Genomic DNA, 24921 nt, shown 5'->3' with positions numbered 1-24921 from the left:
CACCAAGGTGGTTTTCCTATGTTCACCGGAAGGGTGTTTGGCGCTTTTTTAAAACTTAATCTAAAAATTAGGAAAGCCGGTAAATCGCAAAAGGCTCTCTCTGCTTGAATGGCGCGCTAATCTCATCCAGCTTGGCTAAAGTATTAGCGTCAAGCTTCAGCTCAAGCGCTGCGAGGTTGCTTTCAAGCTGCTCTGCCCGCGTAGCTCCCGCGATCACGGTCGATACCGCAGGCTGGGCCAGCAGCCATGCCAACGACAAGACGCTCGCCGTGCAGCCTAGCTCCGTTGCCAAGTCGTTCACTTGTTTTGACAGAGAAATCGTTCTTTCGTCTAAAAACCTGTTAAACGATGGATCCGTTTCCGCTCGCGAGCCTTCCGGCTGATCGGTTGGGGTGGAATATTTGCCGGTCAAAATACCGCCCGCTAGCGGGAAATAAGGGATGATGCCGATTCCTTGATCCAGGCACATTGGAATGAGCTCGCGCTCCGGCGTCCGATCCGCCAGCGAATAGCTCGTTTGCATCGAAATGTAGCGGTTTAGCCCAAGCTGGTCGCTTATTCCGATCGCTTTCATGAGCTCCCATGCGTAATAATTGGAGGCGCCAATATAACGGACTTTGCCGGAACGAACCATATCGTCTAGCGTCCGCAGCGTTTCCTCCAGAGGAGTTTCAGGGTCGAACGTATGAATTTGGAATAGGTCGACATAATCCGTTTTTAGACGCCGCAGGCTCCCTTCCAGTTCCGCCATCAGATGGCGTCTGGACGATCCGCGCTCATAAACTCCCGTTCCACGGGGCAAACCCGCTTTGGTCGTCAGCACAGCCTCGTGCCTGCGTCCCGCTAACGCTTCTCCAATTATTCTCTCCGATTCCGTTCCCGCATAAATGTTGGCCGTATCGAGGAAGTTGACCCCCGCATCCAGAGCGCTGTGAATAATCCGAATCGAGGCTTGCTCGTCTGAGCGTTTGCCGAAAGCATTTGTTCCAAGTCCGAGTACGGAAACCTTCAACCCGCTCCCGCCTAATCGCCGATAGTCCATAGAAATGTTTCCTTCCCTTTCATATAGGTTTCATGTCCATTTTACCCCCGTTTGGAGAAGAATGCCAAGAAGCGCCGAAAGCGTCTTGCCTTTCAAGGATTGTTAATCTTGAACTCTAATTGCCGCTCTCCTGCTCAGAAGTTGAATGCCGCTTGGCTGGAGAGGTATACTTTTAATATCAACATACTTGTTTGCTTAGGAGGACTGCCCGATGCGTTTTGTCAGCAACAACGGAATAACCGATCCGGCGCTAAACCTGGCACTGGAGGAATATATATTGCGATCCTTGCCTGGCGAGGATGACTATTTGCTTTTTTACATTAACGAGCCGTCCATTATTATAGGGAAAAATCAAAATACAGCAGAAGAGGTTAATGCCGAATATGTGGAGCAAAACAAGCTGCATGTCGTGCGGAGGCTGTCTGGCGGCGGGGCGGTTTACCACGATCTTGGCAATTTGAATTTCAGCTTTATTATGCGGGATGACGGCGGGTCGTTTCACAATTTCAAGAAGTTTACGGAGCCGGTCGTTCGAGCGCTTAAGAAATTAGGCGTAGAAGCGGAATTGACCGGGCGCAACGACTTGCAGGTCGGCGAGAGGAAAATTTCCGGCAATGCGCAGTTTCATACGAAAGGCAAAATGTTCAGTCATGGCACGCTTCTGTTTGACAGCGAGATTGAAAACGTCGTGTCTGCGCTTAAAGTGAATGCCGAGAAGTACGTCTCCAAATCGACCAAGTCGATTCGCAGCCGTGTAGCCAACATTTCCGAGTTTCTTGCAGAGCCGATGACGGTGGAGCAATTCCGGCAAACGCTGCTTGCGTCTATTTTCGAAGGGGCGGAAGAAGTTCCCGTTTACGAGCTGACCGAGCAGGATTGGGAAAAGGTTCGCAAGCTGGCGGATGAAAGATACCGCTCCTGGGAGTGGAACTACGGCAGATCGCCCGCCTTCAATGTACAGCAAAAGAAACGGATCGAAGGCGTCGGCACGTTCGACGTTCGGCTCCAGGTGGAAGACGGCGTTATAGCGGAGGCCGCCATTTTCGGCGATTATTTCGGCCGCGGCGACCGTGCGGAAGTGGAGCAAAAGCTTGCGGGTACGCGTTATGACGCGGCTTCGCTTAAAGAGCTAACGGAAGAGCTGGATTTGGCCTATTATTTCGGCCCCATTACGAAAGAGCAATGGCTGGAGCTTCTATTGTAGGTTAGGCCGTTGATTCTTGTTTGATCACTGCGGAAACGGTTTTGTTAGAAGCTGCAACTATGCGGACTAAGTAAATCATCTTGCCTAAGGGCGGGTGAGTCGCTTGGTCCGCTTTTTTAGCTACACTAATTTGCAAATTAGTGGTTTTTGAAGCAACTAAACTCTCCAATCGGCACACTCGGACACATATAGTGGTATGTGGCACAACTGGAGTCTCCAATTGGCGCTCCCTGGCTAGTCTAGTGGTCCCTTTCGCAATTACCGGCCCCATTTCCATCCATCCCCCATGCATTCGGAAAATCTAATATTTCTGAGATCATACCGTCTCCATTTTTAAGGTTCCACCGTCTCCTTTTTAGGGTGTGACGCCTCCCTTTTCATTGGCGCGATAAAGCTTGAAGGCATGACTCAGCATAACTTTGGCCACCGCATACAAGGGAACGGCGAGCAGCACGCCGAGCAGACCGGAGAAGCTCCCCGCCGCCAAAATAAGAACAATGACCGTAACGGGATGAATGTTCATCGTTCGGCCCATGATTTGCGGGGAAATGAGATTTCCTTCAATTTGCTGAATGGCAATGGTAGCGATGACGACATATAAGGCTTTCATAGGATCTTGAAACAACGCCACGATGACAGCCGGCACCGCTCCGATGACCGGTCCAAAAAAAGGCACGATATTGGCCGCCATGCCGATGATGGCAAGCACTAGCGCAAAGTCCAGTCCTATGGCGAGATAAGCGCCTAGCAGGAGTACGCCCGCGACGAGGCTTACGAGCGCTTTGCCTAAAATAAACGAAGACAACGTGTCGTCTAGCTCGGACAAAAGCTCCGGAAGATGGCGCTGGTAGCGAAGGGGAGCAAGCCTCGCCAGCTTTGGTGCAAGAAGGCTGCCGTCTTTTAGCGCGTAATAAAGAATAAACGGTACAAGGCTGAGGACGAGCAGCATATTGCTTATCCATCCGATAGCTTGCATGACGCTGTTCGCTACGGATCCCGCATACCGTTTCCATGCCGATCCCATTTCGCCCCGCATATCCGGTATTGCTTCTCTAATAGGCGGGGAAAGGGAGTTGGATTCCTTTTTTAACGAATCGAAGCTGTCCGCCGCAAATGCGGCCATGTTTGGAATTTCCTCTATAAAGCTTTCAAACTGATCCCGGACAAAAGGGCCGGCCGACCATACGAGAACCGCGATCAGCAATGCGGCACAAAAAAAGACAAGCAGCACCGCGGCCGCTCTCGGCATTTTGAATCGTTCAAGGCCGTTGACAAGGGGTCTAAGCAAATAGTACAACACCCCTGTAACGGCAAATGGCCAAAATACAGCATTCAGCACAGTCAAGGCAGGCTGGAGCAGATGGCGGTTCAGATGGATCAAATAAAGCAGCAAAAAAATGAGGATGGCGGCGATCAACCATTTAAACCGCTTTTTTTCCTGACATGACATTCGGCAGACCTCCCGTCTTTTATAATGGGAGTAACCTCGGCGCACAAAGTTTAAACGAGAGAACAAGCAGCTCGGAGGAGCAACTCTAACTAGAAGACGCATAGTAAGAACCGTTATGTCGGATAAAAAGGGAACCTTTTGGCGGGCTAAAGGGTCAAATAAGTAGAGGTGAGAAGTGGTGGAAAAACATTTTATGCACTATCTGGCTCCCGGCTTCGACCGATCCGCCGTTTTGGAAGAGTTGATGACGGAATACGGGGAAGATGTATGGAACTTCGCCTATTTTCTGACGCGCAGAAGAGAGATGGCGGACGACATTTCCCAAGATGTCTTTTTGATTGCCTATAACCGGCTTTATACATTTAGGGGTGAATCCAGCGTCAAAAGCTGGCTGCTCAGCATTACCCGCAACAAGTCGCTTAATTATTTGAGAAGCGCGTTTTTTCGCAAGGTCGTCCTTTTTGGTGCTCATCAGCATGGGGACAGGGACGAAGGAGGGGCCACCGAGTTTTCGGCGGAGCAGGCGGCGATGAACAGAGCTCATGCAAACGATATTTGGGCAACAGTCATGTCGCTCCCCGTCAAGCATCGCGAGGTGCTTGTGTTGGCCTATCACTACGACCTGTCTATGATGGAAATCGCGCGCACGCTGGGGCTGTCCCTCGGGACGGTGAAGTCGAGATTGTTCCGGGCGAAGGGAAACATGGCTGATCGAATGCAGAAGATACGGGAGGAGGAGGAGGAATGATGGATCAGCATTTTAAACAGGACTGGGAAAGCCGGTTAAAGGAGTCTCCTTTTCAGGAGTCGGGGTTCACGGAGGAATTGAAACGTAAAGTGAGACTACGGACGAATTCAAGCGAGAGCAAAAAAACGGTCCGGATAGCCGCATTGTCCGGCATTTCTATTTGTATGGTTATTCTTTTGGCAATGTTTGTTCCGGGAATGTTGAAGCAAGGCGGGCAGGACGCTGGACAGCCTCCGTCCATGACTGATGCATCTTATTACGAAAACGATAAGCTAGTTATGCAGGTTTTTGCCGATCCGGGTTTAATTGCGGGCAAGTCGTTCGGCTATCTTTTTCATTTCACCGATCCCATTGAAACGTTTATAGATAAAGGAATAAGAATTACCGCCACTCATGAGGCAACCGGACAAAACGTTACGGCTATGTCCTCCGTGCAAATAAAAGGACCTAGCTCTGGCTACAGCGGTTTGCATCGGTTTACGCCAAGCTTTGCTCTGCCGCTCGAGGGCCTTTGGCGGTTTGAAGTATGGGTCGATAATGAGCTGCATGCTATCGTTCAGCTTAATGTTGGCGAGCCGGATTGGAAGCCAAGTTCTGTGTTTACCCTTACAAGGAGTGCGGAGGGAAAGGCTGGAGAGATCCCGGCGTCATATCGTGTAACTGGGGTGCCCGACCGAATCGCCTTCATAAATCCCGGTTTTGTAGCTGGGAAAACGAACAAATATATGTGGTTTTTACCCATGCCGATTCAGGAACGGGACGCAAACTTTCGTGTAATGGCCGTCAAGCAAGGCACGAGCGATATGATGGAGCTGTTTCGATCCGATTCCATCGGCAATGACGGAAGCGTACCGAGCAGCATGATGATTGAGGAACCCGGACTATGGAGGCTGCTGCCCTTCGTAAATGGCGAGTTAATCGAGAGCATAGTGGTCGAAGTCAAAGCGGAAAAAGAATAGATTACGCCATAGAGCCGTTTCCCGAACCGAAGGTTTCCGGGAGACGGTTTTTTTGGAAACATCTGCTCATTTTGCACGTAGTACGTTATAATTTAGGCACATTAAAGACCGAGAGGGTGGAAAAACGTTTGGAACAAGGGGAGTTAGCTGTTGTATTGCTAGAAAAAGTCGGCGACGGGCTTCGAGAAATTGAAGTGCGCAATTGGTCGGCGAATATGGTGGCCGCACTGGATCATGTCAATTATATTGTCGTAGGCGGCAAGGAATATGAAACGGTGGAGGGCAGGCTAAATCTCGATACGAATCGGCTGGAGCTTCTCCTCGTCGCAATGAGAGCTTGATTTTCATAACCGAAAGGCGGCAATCACATTGAAGCAAGATGATAAAAGTCGTAATTCGATAGCAAGAATGGTTGGTACGAACGGGAAGCCGCTAAAGGTGCTGTCTACTACGCTTGGGGCGGCTTTGCTGGCAAACGTTATTTTTGGAACAAACGCTTTTGCAACGGAAGTAGAATACGGGGGCGAAGAGGAGCCGAAACTGATCTCATGGACGACCGAGGAAGTAAAAGCTTACTTTGATCCTGTTGCGGATTGGGAGCTTCCGTTCTCGGGGATAAGCGGGGAGGAAGAAGAGGGCGTTAATGGAGCAGAGGAAGCGACTGGCGGGGCAACTGTTAGCAAACCCGGCTCCAGCTTCGGCTGGGATGATCTGCTTCTCTACCACATGCTGTTTAGCGTGGGCCGCTCCTATTCGTCCAAAAAGTGGCATGAACATCGCCCTTCTTTTTACAGCAGTTCAAAAGCTGCGTATGTGCCGATGTCGTATACAAGCGACTATTTTCAAAACAAAAAGGTTGTAGCACCAGCCGTCAAAGGCCAGACGAACGGTTCAAGTTCCAAGACGGGTTCAACCTCGGCGCCTGCTGTGAAAGACCGTTCCACCTCCTCTAAGCCGGGAGGCATTGGCGGCAAATCTAGCAGTATGAGCTCAGGTAAAAGCAGTTCTTCGGCGTCCAGCAGCTCAGGTGGCGGGTTCGGCGGATGAGGCATACCTTTGAGGTCGTATCCGAGCCGGATCCGAACCGTGATGAGCGAATAAAAGCGTTGCAACAACTGGGTTTTGGCTGGGCCGATATTGGAGAAGAACCGTATTGGATCGATCAAGTGGTAGCGATGAACAGGGATACATATGAAGAGCTTGTGCAAGCGTCCTCTAAGCTTTGGGCCATTCTTGAGCGGACCGCACGTTACGTTCATCGTCATCATGGTTTGTATGAGCTGATTGGAATTCCGGACATTTTGTGGCCGATGTTGGATCAATTGCCGATTCCGGATAACGAACCGATCAGCCGCTATGCCAGATTCGATTTTGCCATCGACAACGACGGAGCTATTAAATTGCTGGAGTTGAATGCAGATACGCCAACCGGTTATGTCGAAGCTTCAATTGCCACTCCTTGGCTTTGCGATCAGGTAGCACTCGATTCGCCTAATCGAGCAATGAAGGAGCGAATTGCCGAAGCGTGGTCGAAAGAAATGCCGGATACGGCGGCATGTGTCGCTTACGGCGAGCATTTGGAGGACTCCGGGACGATTGAAGCGCTTGTCCGCCATAGCGGTCTAAATGTCGTTTGCCGCGATTGTCTAGAGTTATACGTAGACGAAGGCGTTTTGCGGGATAGCGAAGGCAGGGAGATTAAAAGAATGTTCGCTCTTTATCCGAAGGAATGGATGGCGGTTGACGACGGAGGGGAGGCGCTTGCGTATTCCATTGAAACGGAGCGGTTGTCGCTGTTTAACCCGCCGCACAGCATTTTGCTCCAGTCCAAAGGGCTGCTTGCGGCAGTATGGGGATTGTATGAGCTAGGGCAGTTATACAGCGAAAATGAGAGAGAGGCCATCGAAAAATACATGCTTCCGACGTACAATAAAGCCGTATTCGAAGGAAACTTCGTATCCAAATCGATGTTTGGACGCGAGGGCGGTTCCGTGCGCTTATTTGATCCCTCCGGCTCGCTGGAGTTGGAAGATAGAGATGGATATGATACAAGCGAACTGTTCCCCGTCATTTATCAAAAGCGGGCTAAGTTGGCGCAAATCCAAACGACCCATGGTTTATTGCATTTGTTGACGGGCATGTTCGTTATAAACGGAGAACCGTGCGGTCTTCTTGGCAGAGGTGGTGGCCTTATTACGGGCAATGCCAGTCATTTTATCGCGATTGGAGTGAAATAGATGTATCCATTTAGCAGACAAGCTAATGTCCGCAGCAACAAGAAGCCTCAAAAATGGGGGCTGGCTGCCGCAGCAGCCTTAACGATAGCTCTCGCCTTGACTGGCTGCTCTTCCGATACCGATTCGGTGTTCCGGACTTCTTCATCCTATTCATTTCTAGAACAATCGCGTTCCTACGTTGATGACGTTCCTTACGATTATCAAGTGGTTCAAAGCAAGGTTGATAACATAATCGGGGATGAGATTTTTATTATGCCGGAACGCGAATTTCTACTTAACGACCAGAAGTACGCCGTAGGAGACAAAGTATGGGCGCTACAGTTCAAAGGGGCCGAAGTTACTTCGGATTCGAAGGAACGAACACGGGTTTGGACGACAGCTTGGAAAACGATTAAAACGTATAAAGATAAAAAGTCCGCCGTTGCTGATATGGATAAATTGAAATTAACCATTACAACGGAGATTGATCTGGTAGGTCTATATAAAACGACATATAAAGGGGAGACTCGCCATTTCGCTGTTGTGGAGCTGCCCTCGGGCAACCGCGTGAAGCAATTGGTGGATGACGCCAGATACGAACGACTTTCAAAAGGAAAAACGGCGACGGTGCATTTGGAAGAAATCCATGATTATTACGATTACGATTTAGTTTTTTCGAAATTTCGGGGGTGGGCGGATTGACGGTTGTTATAAATATAGTGGTTAGTGTAGCTGTCATTATTGTACTTCAATTGCTCGGCATGTTTGTGTTTAGTTTAATGACGCCGTTTAAGGACATGGAGGAATTGAAGAAAGGTAATATTGCGGTGGGGCTTGCGCTTGGAGGCAAGTTTATTTCGACAGCTTTGATTTTGGGAGTAGCGGCTTATACAAATTCATCGATCTGGTTCATGATGCTCTGGTTTGCGATCGGCTACGTTTGCTTGATTGCCGCTTATTGGATTTTTGAATGGCTGACGCCTAGCTTCAACGTTTCTGAGCAGCTTCTTAAAGGCAATATTGCGGTTGGCATTATGTTGCTTGCGGTATATTTGGGCTTTTCGTTTGCGATCAGCAGTTTAATTATTTAAGTCAGAGGGGCGTCTATATGCATTTGATTCGTCTGCTATCGACCAAGCTGGTGGGCTTAAGGAAAAAGACGATTGCCATCTGGATTTTTATCTTCGTCACTTTCAGTTCAACGGTTGCCTATGCGCTTGAACCGGACACATTCGGGAATTGGTTTAATGCGTTGTATTGGGTGCTGACGACGATGGCGACAGTTGGCTACGGGGATTATTTCGCTAAAACCATGGAGGGAAACTATTTACGATTTTCCTCTATTTTTTTGGGATTGGTCTGCTAACTCTTGTCATCGGTAAAGTCATAGATTCGATTTCTATCATTCAGCGTATGAGAGGTGAAGGGAAGTTGAGCTACCATGGCGAAAACCACATCGTCATCATTAACTGGAGCAAAAAAGCGCAGACGGCTGTAGAGGAAATTTTGTCGCATCGTCCTAAAATGAGCATCGTCATTATCGACGAGTCGAAAAGTCATCCGATGGAGCATCTGCCGTCCGTTCATTTTGTAAGCGGCGACCCTTCCGAAGATGAGGTTTTGAATAAAGCGATGATTCATAAAGCAAGTGCGGCTATTATATTTGCCGATGCAAGAATTGACGAGTCGTCGCTCGTCGACGGCAAGTCTTTGCTAATCGCCTCCAGTATTGAAAGGATAGCGCCGCAGGTGCATACGACGGTAGAAATTGTCCAGGAAAAGCATATAACAAATTTTCGTCATGTTCAGGTTAACGAGTTTGTGCTTTCGCATGATGCGATCTCCCGGCTTGCCGTTCGCTCCGCCATGCAGGAAGGCAATTCGGACGTGTTCCGCCAACTGATCAGCAGGCAATATGGCGACGATATTTATGAAGTGCCGGTAAACCCTTTATGGCGTTCGTATGGAGATGCTTTCAAAGGATTGCTGGAGCAAGGCGCCACTTTGCTTGCGGATCGCAATGATCTGGGCATCAACCGTCAGCTCGATAAGCCTATACCGCCAGACGCTAGGCTGTTTGTGATTAGCGATGAAGCGACGTTCAAGCGAATTTCCGGTAATTAGGGGAGGCGTATGTACGGGGAAAGTTAAATGATGGTGGATGTACGGGACAAAATAATGGATTTGAAAATTGCCGTGCAAATTGCGGCTTTTTTTTATTTTTTGGGATCAAGGTGATGTCATAGCTAAATGACATGCTCTTGATCCCATTTTACAATGGCCCGTTCTAGAATAATTCGATGATTGAAATACTGACATTAGCGGTTTGTGGGGGGGAAGGTTCCGTTATAAATACGGTTGTAACTGTAGCTGCAACAAGATTGAGTATGCTTGGCCCTCCTGCTGCTGTTGTGACTATGACGGAATAGGTGTCTACCTGGACAATTTCGACAGCCGCTTCATACCCAGAACCCGGAACGGGGACCCCATTGAGTGTAAGAAAGATAACAGGGGCAGTGTTGTTTACCATATTAACAGAATGCGTTATGAAATAAGTGTGTCCGCCTGCTAGTAGAATATCTGGAGAACCGGGAACGTGAGAGATATCCGTTCCGGATATAACGCCGTTATTACTGATTGCAATAGGCTGATTTACAATTGTTGTTACTATAGGTGTAAGGTTGTATACATGTGCGGAATTTGTTAATTGCGGTCCCGTGGCACCAGTTGAACCTGTATCTCCAGTGGCTCCAGTGGCCCCCGTGGCTCCAGTAGAGCCCGTGGCTCCGGTGGCCCCCGTAGCTCCGGTAGCGCCCGTAGCCCCAGTAGAGCCCGTGGCTCCTGTATCACCAGTATCTCCAGTGGCACCAGTAGCTCCAGTAGCCCCGGTATCTCCAGTAGCGCCCGTGGCGCCAGTGGCTCCTGTATCACCAGTATCTCCAGTGGCACCAGTAGCTCCGGTAGCGCCCGTAGCGCCTGTAGCTCCCGTTGGTCCTGTCGGGCCGCCGGATGGTCCCGTTGGACCGGTTGGTCCTGTTGGTCCGGTCAAACTTGGTGAGCTTAATATGTTTTCCAGCTTGTTAGATAGCACTAAGTCTTTTTGCACCGACGTTTTCAGCATATCCTGGACGCTCGTATTCACATTTAAAATATCGCTGATCGTTGCGGATGGTCCGGTAATACCCGGCAATGTCCCCAATACAAATTGAATTTTTTCACCCTCCGCATTGATAATATGGCTCATTCCAAGCTCTTCCATTGCGATGGAGGAAAGTAATAAATTGATTGCGTCGTCCCGAGACACTGTTATCGAAGGAGTTATATTAGGAATGTTGGCTTGTGACAAAATGTTCACTCCTTTCATCGTCTGTTTTTTAGGCTTAACCTGCAAAATATTTTATTTATATAGTACAAGGTCTGATCAAAAAGAGTGTGGACTAACTAAACAAATAGGTTAGAAATGAGCTCCATTGTCAGCATATCTTTACGTGGCTTGAACCCGGATAGGGCTGTGGGATAGCGGAATGGCGCACGATGCTGTGGGAAACAGTAGTAGGGTGCATAAACGCTTAAGGATAAGGAGCCAGAAAAAGATGCAAAAACAACCGGGACAACAGCGCCAAGCCTTTCCGCCGCAAAATCAAGAGAGGCAGCCGGGGTTGGAGTCGGAGATGAGCCCGCGGCCCATTTTCGATAACGGCCGATATAAAGCGGCTTCGAAGCTGGAAGGGAAGGTAGCGCTTATTACTGGCGGGGACAGCGGCATCGGCAGAGCCGTTGCGGTCGCTTTTGCCAAGGAGGGTGCCTCTATTTGCATTGTCTATAAAGATGAACATGAAGATGCGAACGAGACTAAACAAATGGTTGAAAAGCTGGGGGCTGCATGTCGGCTTGTCAGCGGGGACATCGGCTCGGAGGCGTTTGCCAAAATCGCCTTAGGCGCAGTTATCGAGGAGTACGGGAAGCTGGATATTCTCGTCAACAATGCGGCGGAACAGCATGTTAGGCAGAAGCTGGAGGACATCACTTCCATTCAACTCGAAGCCACATTCCGTACAAATGTGTTTGGCATGTTTTATGTAACGGCAGCGGCTATGCCTCATTTAAAGCAGGGGAGCGCTATTATTAATACAGCGTCTATTACCGCATACAAAGGCAATCCTACGCTCATTGACTATTCGGCGACAAAAGGGGCGGTCGTTTCCTTTACACGGGCGCTTGCCGCCAATCTGGCAGGACAAGGCGTTCGCGTTAACGGAGTCGCTCCCGGACCGATTTGGACGCCGCTTATCCCGGCATCGTTCGACCCGCAAGCCGTTTCCGTCTTTGGGACGGATACGCCAATGGGCAGAGCAGGGCAGCCTCATGAATTGGCAGCGGCGTACGTTTATTTGGCTTGCGACGATTCCAGTTACATGACAGGGCAAATTTTGCATTTGAACGGCGGGGAAACCGTGAACGGATGATAAGTTAGGCCACCTAATACGACAAAGATTGTCATATAACAAGGATATAATTTAATATAAATAAATCGAATACATTAAAGGAGGGTTGCGCATGCGAGCAAGCAGGCTCGTGTCTATCGTTATGCTGCTGCAAGCGGAGCGCAAGCTTACGTCCAAACAACTGGCGGAAAGACTGGAAGTGACGGAGAGGACGATTGTTCGCGACATGGAAGAGCTGAGCGCATCCGGTATTCCTGTATATGCGGAGCGAGGGAATAGGGGCGGCTGGCTGCTGGCTGACGGATACCGGAGCGGCATGACCGGGCTTGGCGCCGATGAGTTGACCGCTTTGCTGCTGGTCTCCCAAGATACGCCGATGAGCGAGCTGGGCGTTCAGAAGCCGCTGGAATCCGCGATCAGAAAGCTGTTTGCGGCAGCGTCGGAGGCTGCCCGCACCGATGCGAAGTCGACCCGGGACAAACTTCATATCGATGGAGCGGGGTGGCGCGGGAATCCGGCTGTCACCAACCAGAGCGGACACTCGCTGTTGCCAGCCGTTCAAGAGGCGGTTTGGAACGAACAAGAGCTGAAAATCATCTATGAGCGGGAAGGGACCAAGACGGAACGATTCGTTCATCCATTAGGATTGGTAGTGAAACGCAGCATATGGTATTTAGTAGCGGCAGTAGAGAATGGGGAGCTAAGAACATTTCGAATATCGAGGCTGCTTGATGCGGAGATGAAGGAGAGGCGTATTGAACGTCCTGAAACATTCGATTTGGCTGCTTATTGGGAGCAATCGATCCAGCAATTTAAAGAGCAGCTGCCTCGCTATCCGGCCCAACTGCGGGTGAAGGAGCAGCTCATAAAAAGACTGTCAGCCGAAAGATTTGTATCGGTCGTGTCGATGGCCTCAGGCGACAGCGGCTGGATAGAAGCGGCCGTACAGTTTGAAACGCTTGATTCGGCTTGCGAAATTGTGATGAGCTTTGGGTCGGGAATCGAGGTGTTGGAGCCAGCCGAGCTTCGCAAATTTGTTATAGATGAAATGGAAGCGGCCAGAATGGTATACTTAAGCGGCAGCGGTTAAACGAATGAACGCCGCTGATCCTAAACTAATCCGTTAAGGGGATGTACATATGAGCACAAACATGGAAACTTATTTCGCCAAATACGCGGAGCTTATCGTCCGTACGGGCGTCAATATTCAGGAAGGTCAAGAGGTGTACGTGAACGGTGCTTCTATCGAGATTGCTCCTTTGGTGCGTCTGATTGCAGAGAAGGCATATGAGGCGGGAGCTTCCAACGTACATGTGGAATGGATCGACGAAAAGCTGTCCCGCATGAAATACGAAAAAGCGTCCGACGAAGTATTCAGCCATTTTCCAGAATGGGAGACAGCAAAGCGCAATGAATTTGTGGAAAAGGGCGCTGCCTTTATTTCCATCACTTCCTCCAGCCCGGATTTGCTGAAAGGCATTCCTTCGGATCGTATTTCCGCTTTCCAAAAGGCGTCGGGCCAAGGCCTCAAAGAGTTCCGCAGAGCGATTCAATCGGATAAGGTGAGCTGGACGGTTGTAGCGGCAGCCGGTACGGAATGGGCGAAAAAGGTGTTCCCGGACGTCTCCGAAAGCGAAGCGGTAAATTCGTTGTGGAAAGCGATTTTTGATTCCGTAAGGCTGCATTCCGAAAATCCGGTGCAAGCATGGGTAGATCATAACGATACGCTCCATCAAAAAGCGGAAGTGCTGAATCAAAACCATTTCCGCAGTCTGCATTATACGGCTCCGGGCACTGATTTGACCGTGGAGCTGCCGGATAAGCACATTTGGGTGGCAGCAGGCAGCACCAATCAAAAAGGGTTCTCCTTTATGGCCAATATGCCGACGGAAGAAGTGTTTACCGTGCCGCAAAAAAACGGAACAAACGGGTACGTATCCAGCACGAAGCCGCTTAGCTACGGCGGCAACATTATCGACAATTTCAAGCTGACGTTTGAAAATGGACGTATTGTGAAGGCGGAAGCGGAAGTTGGCGAGGAAATTTTGAACAAGCTGATCGAAGTAGACGACGGCGCTCACTATTTGGGCGAGGTTGCTCTTGTGCCGCATGAATCGCCGATTTCCGAGTCCGGCATTTTGTTCTACAACACTTTGTTCGACGAAAATGCTTCCAACCATTTGGCGATCGGCAGCGGCTACGCTTTCAACATCGAAGGCGGCAAAACGATGACGCCTGAGGAGCTTGAAGCTAACGGCGTCAACTCCAGCATTACGCACAATGACTTTATGATCGGCTCCGCCGAAATGGATATTGACGGCATTAAGGACGACGGTACGGTTGTGCCTGTATTCCGCAAGGGGAACTGGGCGATTTAGGTTTAACCCGCGTAATCGGAACGGGATAACCTTATTGGCTTTGCCCACCTTGATGCAAAGAGGAGCTTAACCGATGCCGGATTGGTCCTATCAGACGCTGTTTCGTCCTATGCTGTTCCGGCTGCCCTCGCGGGTCAGCCGGGCTTTTACGCTTGGTGCCATGGGCGCCATCAGCCGCCTTCCGGGCGGCTCTTTTGTCATACGCACTTTAGGCCATATGGAGTCTTCGTCGCTTCTGCATAGAAGCATTGCGGGGCTTGAGCTCACAACTCCGGTCGGCTTGTCTGGCGGCGTCGACCCAGGAGGAGTCGCGCAGCGGGCGCTTGCCCAGTTCGGCTTCGGCTTTATGGAACTGGGGCCAGTTACCGTGCAGCAGATCCGCTGCGATTCTCCTATCGTCCGGTCCGTTCGCGATGAAACGATCCTTTACCCCTCTTATTTCGAAAATGACGGCTTAGCCGCTATAGCCGAAAGGGTGAAAACCGCCGGGCACGCCCTTCCGCAATTTATCCGGCTTGCTCCTTTGCCAGACGCCTCCCCAGAAGAGGCGATTGGCCAATTAGAAGAGATGGCTCTTACCTTAAGCGCGGCGGGCGCTTCAGGCTTTTATGTAGATGTCGCTTCCGGCGGACGGCCATGGGCGGAAATTGAGGATATATGCCGGGGGCTGCCGCGGATAGAAGAAGCGGCTTCCGGGCTGCCATTTTTCCTTTACGTTCCTTTGGATTTGGAAGAGGAGCTGCTCCGAAATTGGCTGTTGATGCCGGAGCTGTCGGTATGCAAAGGAGCCGTTATCGGCGAATTCACCGGCGCTTTACGAAGCTACGGCAATGGGAAAGCCTATAAGGGGAAGACGAGGGACGTCGATGAGTCAAACTCAGCAATCAACGTCGCAGACAGAAGCGACGTTGTTGCGCTTCCCGTTCAAACAGGCAAAAACGGGCTTGAAGCCTCGCTGGGCAAAACCGCTCTCATCCGTCAGCTCAAGGGGACGGATTTCGTCATTAAGGCGGGAGCTGGAGTTCACGAGCCGCTGGACGCCCTCCAAATGCTGCGTGCAAGCGCCGATTTGATTATGCTGCACAGCGGACTAGTGTACGCCGGCCCCGGCTTGCCCAAACGGATTAACGAAGCCGTCATCTATGAAACGGTGAAGCACGAGCCTCTTCCAGAGCCGATTCCGTTTTGGCGTAATTGGGGCTGGATGTGCCTGCTTGGCGTCGGAATGATACTGGGCGGTTTGCTGGCTTGGTGGATCGGCGCAACAAAAGTGTTGCTTTCGTACGATCTCGATTTTTTGGGTATGACAACCGAAGAGATTCACCGAGTAAACCATCATTTGCTCCACTTTATGTCGCATGACCGCATCACGCTTGCCGGAACGATGATTTCAATTGGAATCCTTTATTATCAGCTTGCCAAATACGGAGCGCGCTACGGGCAGCACTGGGCAAGGACGGCGCTTGTCACTTCATGCGCGGTCGGGTTTTCCAGCTTTTTTCTTTATTTAGGTTACGGTTACTTCGATCCATTCCATGCACTCGCTTCGGCAGTTCTGCTGCCGATGTTTATTCTATTCCTTCGAAAAGCGGAGGATCGTCCAAGCCGTGAGCCGGTCAATTTGCGAAATGATCGGACGTGGCGTCTTGCGATGTGGGGCCAGCTTTGTTTTGTCGCTCTAGGCTTTGCGCTTGTTGCAGGCGGTGTTGCTATAGCTGGAGTGGGCGTTACAAATGTGTTTGTAGATGCCGACCTCGCCTTTTTGGGAACGGCTCCGGGGCAGCTGAATGAGGCGAATCCCAACTTAATTTCGCTTATCGCGCACGACAGAGCCGGATTTGGAGGAGCATTGCTATGCGATGCGCTTGCGATTCTTATTATTGCTTTATGGGGAATTGGAGAAGGGCGGCGCTGGCTTTGGTGGACGCTGCTGATCGGCGGGGCTCCAGGCTTCTATGCCGGACTTAGCGTTCATTACGGAATTGGCTACATCGACTTCTTGCATTTATTGCCCGCCTTTTTTGCGGTATTTTTGTATATCGCCGGACTTATTTTGCTATACCCCTACATGATGAGAAAGTCGCCTATATGACAAATGTCATATAGGCGACTTGACGTTTATGACTGTGAGGCGGCTCTCGGATTTTTTACAATGGATGTAGAGTAGGCTAGAGAGGTGGAGTACTGTCCATTTCTTTTGCCCGATACGAACGTTCCAGGAGGAAGCCAACATGATCGATCCCAAACAAGCCCAGTTGAAAAAAAGCGTTTCTCCCTTTGAGAAGTCAGAGCTGCGAGTGAGCATCAGGCAGATGATCAACACGCTCGCGCCCCTGTTTTTATTTTGGTTCGCCGCTTATGCAAGCCTTTCCGTTTCGTATTGGCTGACGCTTGCTTTTGCCGTGCCGGCCGCTTTTTTTGTCATCCGGACGTTTATCATTTTTCACGACTGCTGCCATGGCTCCTTCTTCAAAAGCAAGCGGGCCAACGATATCGTAGGCATCCTTACGGGTGTGCTGACCTTAGTGCCCTATCAACAATGGAAAAACGCACATGCCATTCATCATGCGACCAGCAGCAATCTCGACAAGCGCGGAGTAGGCGATTTGTGGATTTTGACCATTGAGGAATACGCGTCGTTGCATTGGCTTCAGAAGCTGTCATACCGTGCATACCGTCATCCGCTTGTTATGTTCGGGCTGGGACCGATCTTTGTGTTTGTGTTTCAATATCGCTTTAACCGCAAGGGAGCGCGGCGTAAGGAACGCATCAATACGTATGTCATGAACTTGCTGATTGTAGGTTTGTATGCGTTGATGTGCTGGGCGCTTGGCTGGAAAGCTTTCTTGCTCGTTCAAGGCCCTGTATTTTATATTTCCGCGATGCTTGGCATATGGCTGTTTTATGTGCAGCATCAATTTGAAGATTCTTATTTTGAGCATGAAGAGGAATGGAGCTATGTGAAAGCGGCCGTTGATGGCAGCTCCTATTATAAATTGCCGAAATTGTTGCAGTGGCTCACTGGCAATATCGGGTTCCATCACGTTCATCATTTAAGCCCGAAGGTGCCGAATTATTATTTGGAAAACGCTCATGAATCCACTCCGCCATTGCACAAAGCGACGACGATAACGATTCGTGAAAGCTTGGAGTCGTTGAAGTTCCGCCTATGGGATGAGGAGGGCAAACGTTTCGTCAGCTTTAGGTCGGCGAAGGAGCGTCTGCGCCAGTTTAAATCGTCCGGCGCAAAGCCGTCGGGGAGAGACCCGCTTAAAGCAAGCTGAAGCCTCTTATGGTAAACTGGAGGAAATCGCTGCCGCATCGCCGGCTCGTCTATGACGGGAACGGAATCGGCGCAATGCGGCAAAGGACGGACGCCCAATGAATAAATGGTATCAAATTTTTCATCGGAATACAGGGCTTAGCCCGTACGTATGGGTCGTATTCTGTATTCTTCCGTTTTATTTTATATTCCGGTCCTCCTCAACTCCTGAGGTGATTTCCGGCATTGTCATCGTCATTTTGTTTTTTGTATGCTACAGGCTGTCCTTTGTTTCCAAAGGATGGCTTGTCTATTTCTGGACCAGCGTACAAATTTTAATTTCTATTGCGATGACGCTGTTGTTCAGCTATGTTTATTTCTCCATTTTTCTTGCGTTTTTTATTGGCAATATTCAAAATCGTGCCGGATTTTTTACGTTGTACGCGATCCATTTGGCGAGTACGTTCATTACGGTCAACTATGGGTTCGCTACGCAAAACCAATTGTTTTTTACCCAATTTCCGTTTATTTTGATCAGCTTGATCGTTGTCATTTTGCTGCCGTTTAATACGTACAACCAGAAGAAGCAAGGCCAGCTCGAAGGACAGCTGGAGGATGCGAACAAACGAATTGCGGATTTAGTCAAGCAGGAGGAGCGTCAGCGGATCGCCCGCGATTTGCATGACACGCTTGGGCAAAAGCTTTCGTTGATCGGGCTAAAAAGCGATTTGGCAGGCAAGCTTGTAGACAAGCAGCCGGAACGTGCGCGGGCGGAAATTAGAGATATTCAGCAAACGGCCCGTACCGCCTTGAAGGAAGTTAGAGAAATGGTAACGCAAATGCGCGGGGCGAGGCTGGACGAAGAAATGCACCGCGTTTCGCAAATTCTTGGAGCGGCGGGCATCGAGTTGGAGGTTCAAGGCGATTACAGGGTGACGGCGACTAATTTGCTGACGGAAAACGTGCTTAGCATGTGCCTTAAGGAAGCCGTAACCAATGTGGTCAAGCATAGCAAGGCGACTCGCTGTACGATCGCTTTTGTTTCATCTTCGACGGAATTGACGGTTACAGTCGCGGACGACGGAATTGGCATGGATATTCGTCCGGGCTATTTTAGAGGAAACGGTCTGAGAGGGATGAATGAGCGGCTGGAATTTGTCAACGGCAGCCTGTCGCTGAAATCGAGTAGAGGTTTGGAGCTTGCCATTACCGTTCCGCAAGTAGTAAAACGTCCGATAAAGGAGGAGGCTCGCGAATGATTACAATTGTAATAGCGGAGGATCAGCGCATGTTGCTGGGAGCCTTGTCCTCGCTTCTGGATTTGGAAGAGGATATGCGCGTCGTCGGGCGTGCGTCAAACGGCGAGGAAGCGGTGCGGCTGGTCGACCAGCACCGTCCCGACATTTGTATCATGGATATAGAGATGCCGGCCAAAAGCGGTCTGGAAGCTGCGGAAGAGCTGAAGGGAAAATGCAAGGTCATCATATTGACGACTTTTGCGAGAGCGGGTTATTTTGAACGGGCGGTCAAGGCGGGCGTCAGCGGTTACCTGCTGAAAGACAGTCCCAGCGAAGAGCTGGCCAGCTCCATTCGCAGCGTGATGTCCGGTAGGAAAATTTACGCCTCGGAATTGATGGACGAAGCCTACGGTGGAGGCGGGGACAACCCGCTTACAGAGCGGGAGAAAGCTGTGCTTGAGCTGGTGGCGGACGGGAAAAATACGAAGGAAATCGCAAGCGAGCTGTTTTTGACGACGGGCACGGTTCGAAACTACATTTCCGTTATCCTCGATAAGCTGGGTGTCAGCAATAGGATCGAAGCGATTACTCGTTTCAAGGAGAAAGGCTGGTTTAAATAACCGGTCTTTTTTATTTGGGAAAAATGGCTGTTTACGGCGTTAGCAAACATATTATTTTATTGTTCCCAAGAAATTGGAATAAGTTTAAGAAACGTTAAGAAAAAATTTACATATAAAACAGGTTGAACGTTTATAGTGGAGTCAAAGTTCGAATTTTTATTTCATCGGACACGCAACTATTAGACAACAAAAAACGTATAGTTGTGGTACAAGTTGGATGGGGAAGAAAAAAAACGAAAGACTAAAATGTGGAGAGAGGTAAGAGGGGAATGAAAAACTGGTTCAAAAAATCGGTATCCGTCGCTTTGATGGCGACTCTGCTTGCCGGATGCAGCTTTGGCGGCGGCAGCGGAGAAGGGAAAAAAACGCCAACATCATTAAAGGTTATGTACTATGACGAGAGCAGCTTCTTTCAGGAATATGGAATGCTGTATAGCGCGCTTCATCCGGAGGTTGACATTCAGGTTGTTTCGACTTCGCAGTTGCGGCGCGATGGCGAAAACGATGAGAAGTTCGACTATGCCAAAGCTTTGGAAGAACTCGTTGCAAAAGAAAAACCTGATGTGATCCTATCCGATTCCAATGAATTTGAAAAGATGGCGCAAAACGGGAAGTTCCTTGACCTGAACGCCAATATGACAAAAGACAAGTTTAATACCGAAGGCATGATTCCCGGCATGGTCGATTACATGAAGGAAATCGGCGGAGGACAAGTGTATGGCTTGCCGTCCTCGTTCTACACTCAAGTTCTTTTCTACAACAAAACCTTGTTCGACAAATATAATGTTCCGCATCCAACCGACCAAATGAATTGGAGCGATGTCATTCAGCTCGCCAAGCAGTTCCCGACTGAAGGCGAGCCGGCAGACCGCGTATACGGGCTAAAGGTAGGCTATAATGGCGGTCTTAGCGAAATTAGTTCAGGCATTGCCAACTCGGAAGGACTGAACTATGTTAATCCGACTACGAAACAAATGACGATTAATACGCCGGGCTGGAAAACGGCTACCCAAACGGCACTAGACGCCCTTAACTCGAAAGCTCTTTACTCTGAGGGCGATAACCCGAATATGGGGGGCGGAGGCTCGTATGAGGATTACCTGCTCCAAAATCCGTTTATTAGCGGCAAACTGGCGATGACGATTGATGGCACTTATTTTATGGACGAAATTAAACGAGCTACTGAATATATCAAAGAAGAAGGAAAAGTGGTAAAGGACTGGGATATCGTCACCGTTCCGGTCAGCCCGCAATTCCCCGATGAAAGTGTAGATATGAGGTATAATGGCATCTTCTCAATCAATAAAGAATCTACAAATCCAGAGGCTGCATGGAACTTCGTTTCCTACGTGTCCAGTGAAGAATTTGCACGCGTTAAGTCCAAGTCCAACTACGGCAACTTCGGCGTTCATACCAAATATATTAAGGATGAAGAAGGACGCAACTATGCGGCGTTCTATAAGCTGAAGCCTTCCAAAAACGCAATCGATTATACGGAGATGGAAAAGCTTCCGTCGCAGTTCAACATGATCTTCTATGATTACATGAGAGAAGAGTTCAAAGCCATTCAGGATGGCAAAAAGTCGATTGACGAAGCGCTGGAAGTGCTGCAAGTTAAGGGCGAAGAGCTGATCAAGCAAAAATCGATGACAGAAGAAGAGATGAATGAGTATTGGCAAAAGAAAGATGCAGAGGCGCAGGGAGGAGTCTAGTCTTTTAGGCTACTTTCGGACTAAGATCGGATAAAATAAGGAACGTTTCAATTAGCCATACGGCTTGATTGAAACGTTTCTTTTTTTGCAGCTTAGTATGTTCGATTCGCTTGTACACTTGTTTCATATGATCGGGTGTCCTCAAATAAATCTTCTTCCGATTCTTTAAGTTGCAAATGACGGGCATCGACTTTATAATAGCAACCATTCATCTTAGCTAATCTAAACAACTGGGAGTGGTTGAAATGGGACATGTTCGACTCGTGAAGCCAGCAGCAGAGTACCGACAATCTTATACGGCGTTTTATGAGGATTGGAAGTCAACCGGCGAAGGAATTGTACCGTGGGTCGTGCAAAGGGACCCAGGGGATTTCGAGGCTTACTTGGATTTTTTATACGGATTCGACACGGAAGAAAAAGCGGCTCTATCGGAGAATGGATTTGTGCCTAATTCCACCTATTGGCTTCTTGACGGCGAAGATCAAGTGGTTGGTGCGGTAAACATTCGCCATAGGCTGAATGAGAAGCTGCTGGAAAGCGGCGGTCATATCGGCTACGGAATCAGCCCTTCTCACCGCCGTAAAGGATATGCAAGGGCACAGCTTGCTCTAGCGCTTAATATCGTTAAGGAAATGGGATTGAAGCGGGTGCTGCTTGTTTGCAACAAAACGAATGAAGCCTCGGAGAGAACGATTCGGGGAGCAGGCGGGCAGTTCGAGTCGATGGCAACGTCGGACGATGGCGAAGAGCTGCTCAGATTTTGGATTGAGCTGGACGAAAAATAGAGATGTCGGACAGGAATGGCTACAAAGGAAATGCACCCCTTGGGTGAGCGTGATGAAGCGTTCCCGAATGGGTGCATTTTTTTGCATGAAAGCCGCATACCGTCCGATATTCTGAAGCATCTAAACCAAACATAGAGGAGGCGCAGAACAGAAGGCTTTTGCCAAGAAAAAAGGGAGCACGGGTCATAGGGCCCTGTGCTCCAACATCGTTATGGCGTTGCCATTGGCATGCTATCGATGACTCCCGGATATCTGTTCTCGCTGGCGGGAAGGGATGGGTACGTCAACGAACCGCGTTCCGATAAGGTGCTCAGCTCGTTTGCTTTCAGCATGGCATCGGACAAAGTGTAGAGTGTATCGCCCGCATACAGAATTCGTTTGACGGATTTTGTGTAGTCATATCCGTACATGCCGCTTTTTTGGAGATCCTCGCCCGACAGATGGCTGATCCTTCCCCGAAGCTGGAAGCCATGCTGCAAGTCGATCCGATAGACGTAAGCTCCCTGGTACACAAACTCTCCGTAAGCGGTGAGATCGTCTTCCGCTCCCGCAGTTTTGTTCTTTACTTCATGCAATTGAACGGGGAAGGCGAGCAGTCCTTTTTCTTTTGAAAACAGCAATGCTTTGTGATTGTGCAGAAGCTCGGAGTCGGTTCCCCGATCGCCAATCAATTGTTTAAACAGCTCTTTTGGCTGAGATACATCGCTTACGTCGAACAAAGCAATTTTTAGTCCTTGATAATAAGCCATCGTGTCATCCCGCCCCATTCCTTTGGAGGGCAGTTCTACCGTATCCTTGCCAAAGCCGATCAGATGATTCTCGTCATAAGGATGGAGGTAATCGCTGTAGCCGGGTATTTTCAGCTGCCCAAGCACCTTCGGCGCGGCAGGATTGCTAAGATCGATAGCAAATAGCGGGTCTACGTTGCGGAAGGTGACCATATAAGCGCGCGCCCCCATAAACCGTACGGAGTAAATGCGCTCGCCGGGAGCAAGCCCTTCCAGCTTGCCAATCGTTTCGAGCTTTTCGTTTAAGACGTATACATTATTGGTGGAGCCTTCTTCTCCGGTAGCCCACATGTTGCCTTTAGTCAGTGCGACGCGGAAATAGCCCTCGTGTTCATCCATAGAAAATTGGTTCAGGAGGGCGCCGGGTACGGTGCCTTCTCCAATATAGACCATGCTGCCGCTGTCCAGCCTAAATTTATGGACTCGAGTCTCCCGTTCGTAGCCGCCGTTATCCGTATTTTTGAAAGCGGATTGAGCGACATACAAATGTTTTTGGGAGGCGTAGATCGCCTCGCCGGCCCCCAAATAAGCGGCGAGCTGAAGCGGCTGATTCTGCTGGCTCAAGTCGACCGAACCGACAAGCATCATGGAGCTTTCCACGGGCTCCGGAAAATAGTGGATATCGTTGAGTTTCAAAGTAAGCTTTTCTTTGGAGACGGAGCTGTCGCTGTAATAAGGCTCAAACGCGCTTGCCAGCCCCTTCCTCGCTTCGGCAATTCTGCTGGCTTCCGAGCCTTCATTAATCGGCTCCCTGATGGAGAGCGGGTAAGGATATGCGCTGTAGCTGTACTTGTTGGTAACAATGTATAGGGAGCTGCCGATTTTTCTTGAGGACAGGTAACTGCCTTCTTGCGCCAGCTCTCGCACCAACGTCGGTTTGCCGGAACTGTTCAAGTCATAAACAAACGTTTTGACGGCGCTCTTCGCATACATCGGCGGCCAAATGGCCATCTTGGAGGCAGTTGGAGGCGTGGACGGCGATACGGGCTCCGTTTGCGCCTGTGCCTGTGATGAGACGGATTCTTTTGCCGCATCGTTCACTTGAGTCTGATTTGGATCTGTCTGATAGACTGGGTAGTGGGTGCCAAGCACCAACAGGCGCCCCTTTTCGATATAGAGCTGCTCCGGCTGGAACTCTCCGTCCGACGACTTGCTGTAATCCAGCTCAGCGGCCAGCTTTGGCTGCTTCGGATTGGATATATCCGCAATGACGACCCGCGTTCCGCTTATTTGGTAAATGAATTTCCCATCGGTTTTCGCCGAGTCCGCTTCGTCCACTCCGTCCACCTGAACGTTAGTTTTGGAATAATCGTCGGAATCCCCGAATTCTCTACCCACGTTCGATGAAGGATCCGAGCTGTTCGGAGCCGAAGCTTCGTTATTTTTTTCCTCAAGTGTAAATATGGGCCCTCCCGTCAACACGTTATAAGGATCGTTCCCGCCCGTGGCGGTTTGAAGCAGCTCCACCAGTTTGTCAACAGTGCCGATAGAAGGCAGTTGTGCAGGCTCCTCAATATGAACGGTCCGCTTCATTCCGTCCCAAGAAACGACTGTTCCAAGAGATTCGGAAATCGCTCTGAGCGGAACCATCGTGACGTTATTTTTGGTAATTGGAGCGACGGGCAGCTTGATTGTTTTTCCGTTTGCAATCATAGCCGTGGAGCCAATCGTGAGCGTCGCATGGCGGCTGCCCCTTGTAAGTTCTACCGTTTTTTTACCTTTGTTCTCTTTGCCGTATACTACCTTTGCCCCTAATGCCTCAGCGATTTCTCGAACGGGAACGAGCGTTGCTCCGTCCTTGATGTAAGCCCCAGTAGAGAGTTGTAGCGGCTTGTCGCCTAGAACGATGCGTATCTGGGCTTGCGCGTTAGCGATATGAACCGCGGGGTTCTGCAAAAATGGCGTCACGCATATTGCAATCGTCAGGCATACCGCTAGTAGTGCCTTCTTCTTCATTCCTCACTGCCTCCTTTTTTCTGAAAAAAATGGCTGCTGTTCAATCCCCACCCGGTCAATTATGTTTTTCTGTACAATTAAACGCTTGCTTACTGGAATATGTTTCAAACATTTGATC

Annotated in this window: 24 protein-coding genes; 19 read left to right on the top strand and 5 right to left on the bottom strand. The window is 49.7% G+C overall.

The window, feature by feature from the left end; genetic code table 11:
* Positions 1–67 precede the first annotated feature (67 nt).
* Positions 68–1042, bottom strand: a complete 975-nt coding sequence (locus ACFQZE_RS13050; protein WP_379357556.1) for an aldo/keto reductase — start codon at positions 1040–1042, stop codon at positions 68–70.
* A gap of 211 nt (positions 1043–1253) precedes the next feature.
* On the opposite strand from ACFQZE_RS13050, the gene lplA reads away from it, so the two are divergent.
* Positions 1254–2246 (top strand): lipoate--protein ligase, encoded by a 993-nt coding sequence (lplA, locus tag ACFQZE_RS13045; RefSeq protein WP_379357554.1) that lies wholly within the window; start codon positions 1254–1256, stop codon positions 2244–2246.
* Between the two features lie 355 nt (positions 2247–2601).
* Here the strand turns inward: lplA and ACFQZE_RS13040 are convergent, their stop codons facing one another.
* The gene (locus ACFQZE_RS13040; RefSeq protein WP_379357552.1) at positions 2602–3696 is read right to left on the bottom strand and encodes an AI-2E family transporter; all 1095 of its coding nucleotides are present in this window, start codon (positions 3694–3696) and stop codon (positions 2602–2604) included.
* Positions 3697–3874: 178 nt separating this feature from the next.
* On the opposite strand from ACFQZE_RS13040, the gene ACFQZE_RS13035 reads away from it, so the two are divergent.
* From ACFQZE_RS13035 to ACFQZE_RS12995, 9 genes are all read left to right on the top strand, one after another.
* A complete protein-coding gene (locus tag ACFQZE_RS13035) occupies positions 3875–4444 on the top strand; it encodes a sigma-70 family RNA polymerase sigma factor (protein WP_379357550.1) in 570 nt (189 codons plus the stop codon).
* Positions 4441–5403, top strand: a complete 963-nt coding sequence (locus ACFQZE_RS13030) for a hypothetical protein (protein WP_379357548.1) — start codon at positions 4441–4443, stop codon at positions 5401–5403. Before ACFQZE_RS13035 ends, ACFQZE_RS13030 begins: the two co-directional genes overlap by 4 nt.
* A 128-nt stretch (positions 5404–5531) precedes the next feature.
* Positions 5532–5744, top strand: coding sequence for a hypothetical protein (locus tag ACFQZE_RS13025; protein WP_379357546.1), 213 nt, complete (start codon positions 5532–5534; stop codon positions 5742–5744).
* 28 nt (positions 5745–5772) lie between these two features.
* Complete coding sequence (locus ACFQZE_RS13020; protein ID WP_379357544.1) at positions 5773–6450, top strand: hypothetical protein; 678 nt, start codon at positions 5773–5775, stop codon at positions 6448–6450.
* Positions 6447–7640: a glutathionylspermidine synthase family protein gene (locus ACFQZE_RS13015; RefSeq protein WP_379357542.1), complete on the top strand. Its 1194-nt coding sequence runs from the start codon at positions 6447–6449 to the stop codon at positions 7638–7640. Before ACFQZE_RS13020 ends, ACFQZE_RS13015 begins: the two co-directional genes overlap by 4 nt.
* Positions 7641–8321, top strand: coding sequence for a signal peptide protein (locus tag ACFQZE_RS13010; RefSeq protein ID WP_379357540.1), 681 nt, complete (start codon positions 7641–7643; stop codon positions 8319–8321).
* Positions 8318–8710, top strand: coding sequence for a DUF350 domain-containing protein (locus tag ACFQZE_RS13005; protein ID WP_379357538.1), 393 nt, complete (start codon positions 8318–8320; stop codon positions 8708–8710). Before ACFQZE_RS13010 ends, ACFQZE_RS13005 begins: the two co-directional genes overlap by 4 nt.
* Positions 8711–8727: 17 nt before the next feature.
* Positions 8728–8985 (top strand): potassium channel family protein, encoded by a 258-nt coding sequence (locus tag ACFQZE_RS13000; RefSeq protein WP_379357536.1) that lies wholly within the window; start codon positions 8728–8730, stop codon positions 8983–8985.
* A gap of 65 nt (positions 8986–9050) precedes the next feature.
* Entirely contained in the window at positions 9051–9743 is a 693-nt protein-coding gene (locus ACFQZE_RS12995; protein ID WP_379357534.1) for a TrkA-related ion transporter, read from the top strand.
* A 163-nt stretch (positions 9744–9906) separates the two neighbouring features.
* Here ACFQZE_RS12995 and ACFQZE_RS12990 read toward each other — a convergent pair whose 3' ends face one another.
* Entirely contained in the window at positions 9907–10965 is a 1059-nt protein-coding gene (locus ACFQZE_RS12990; protein ID WP_446786388.1) for an alpha-helical endospore appendage domain-containing protein, read from the bottom strand.
* 247 nt (positions 10966–11212) lie between these two features.
* Between ACFQZE_RS12990 and ACFQZE_RS12985 the strand changes: the two genes are divergently transcribed.
* The 8 genes from ACFQZE_RS12985 (at position 11213) to ACFQZE_RS12950 (ending at position 21274) form a co-directional block, all read left to right on the top strand.
* Entirely contained in the window at positions 11213–12085 is an 873-nt protein-coding gene (locus ACFQZE_RS12985; RefSeq protein ID WP_379357530.1) for an SDR family oxidoreductase, read from the top strand.
* A 91-nt stretch (positions 12086–12176) separates the two neighbouring features.
* Positions 12177–13154: a helix-turn-helix transcriptional regulator gene (locus tag ACFQZE_RS12980; RefSeq protein WP_379357528.1), complete on the top strand. Its 978-nt coding sequence runs from the start codon at positions 12177–12179 to the stop codon at positions 13152–13154.
* Positions 13155–13203: 49 nt separating this feature from the next.
* On the top strand, positions 13204–14442 hold the full coding sequence (locus ACFQZE_RS12975; RefSeq protein WP_379357526.1) for an aminopeptidase: 1239 nt from the start codon (positions 13204–13206) through the stop codon (positions 14440–14442).
* A 73-nt stretch (positions 14443–14515) separates the two neighbouring features.
* Positions 14516–16534, top strand: a complete 2019-nt coding sequence (locus tag ACFQZE_RS12970; protein WP_379357524.1) for a dihydroorotate dehydrogenase — start codon at positions 14516–14518, stop codon at positions 16532–16534.
* A gap of 139 nt (positions 16535–16673) precedes the next feature.
* Positions 16674–17726 carry a Delta(5) desaturase DesA gene (gene desA, locus ACFQZE_RS12965; protein WP_379357522.1) on the top strand — a complete coding sequence of 351 codons (1053 nt, stop codon included), beginning with the start codon at positions 16674–16676 and terminating at the stop codon, positions 17724–17726.
* 97 nt (positions 17727–17823) lie between these two features.
* Entirely contained in the window at positions 17824–18963 is a 1140-nt protein-coding gene (locus tag ACFQZE_RS12960; RefSeq protein ID WP_379357520.1) for a histidine kinase, read from the top strand.
* Positions 18960–19562: a response regulator gene (locus tag ACFQZE_RS12955; RefSeq protein ID WP_379357517.1), complete on the top strand. Its 603-nt coding sequence runs from the start codon at positions 18960–18962 to the stop codon at positions 19560–19562. Before ACFQZE_RS12960 ends, ACFQZE_RS12955 begins: the two co-directional genes overlap by 4 nt.
* A 269-nt stretch (positions 19563–19831) precedes the next feature.
* A complete protein-coding gene (locus tag ACFQZE_RS12950; protein WP_379357515.1) occupies positions 19832–21274 on the top strand; it encodes an ABC transporter substrate-binding protein in 1443 nt (480 codons plus the stop codon).
* Positions 21275–21278: 4 nt separating this feature from the next.
* Here the strand turns inward: ACFQZE_RS12950 and ACFQZE_RS12945 are convergent, their stop codons facing one another.
* Positions 21279–21401 carry a hypothetical protein gene (locus ACFQZE_RS12945; protein WP_379357512.1) on the bottom strand — a complete coding sequence of 41 codons (123 nt, stop codon included), beginning with the start codon at positions 21399–21401 and terminating at the stop codon, positions 21279–21281.
* Positions 21402–21519: 118 nt separating this feature from the next.
* Between ACFQZE_RS12945 and ACFQZE_RS12940 the strand changes: the two genes are divergently transcribed.
* On the top strand, positions 21520–22059 hold the full coding sequence (locus ACFQZE_RS12940; protein ID WP_379357510.1) for a GNAT family N-acetyltransferase: 540 nt from the start codon (positions 21520–21522) through the stop codon (positions 22057–22059).
* 209 nt (positions 22060–22268) lie between these two features.
* On the opposite strand, the gene ACFQZE_RS12935 is transcribed toward ACFQZE_RS12940, so the two are convergent.
* Positions 22269–24803, bottom strand: a complete 2535-nt coding sequence (locus ACFQZE_RS12935; protein WP_379357508.1) for a beta-propeller domain-containing protein — start codon at positions 24801–24803, stop codon at positions 22269–22271.
* Between the last annotated feature and the right edge of the window lie 118 nt (positions 24804–24921).

The sequence above is a fragment of the Paenibacillus sp. GCM10027627 genome, from assembly GCF_042675505.1.
In the GTDB taxonomy this organism is placed as follows: domain Bacteria; phylum Bacillota; class Bacilli; order Paenibacillales; family Paenibacillaceae; genus Pristimantibacillus.
This window is presented reverse-complemented; position numbering and strand designations above follow the sequence as displayed.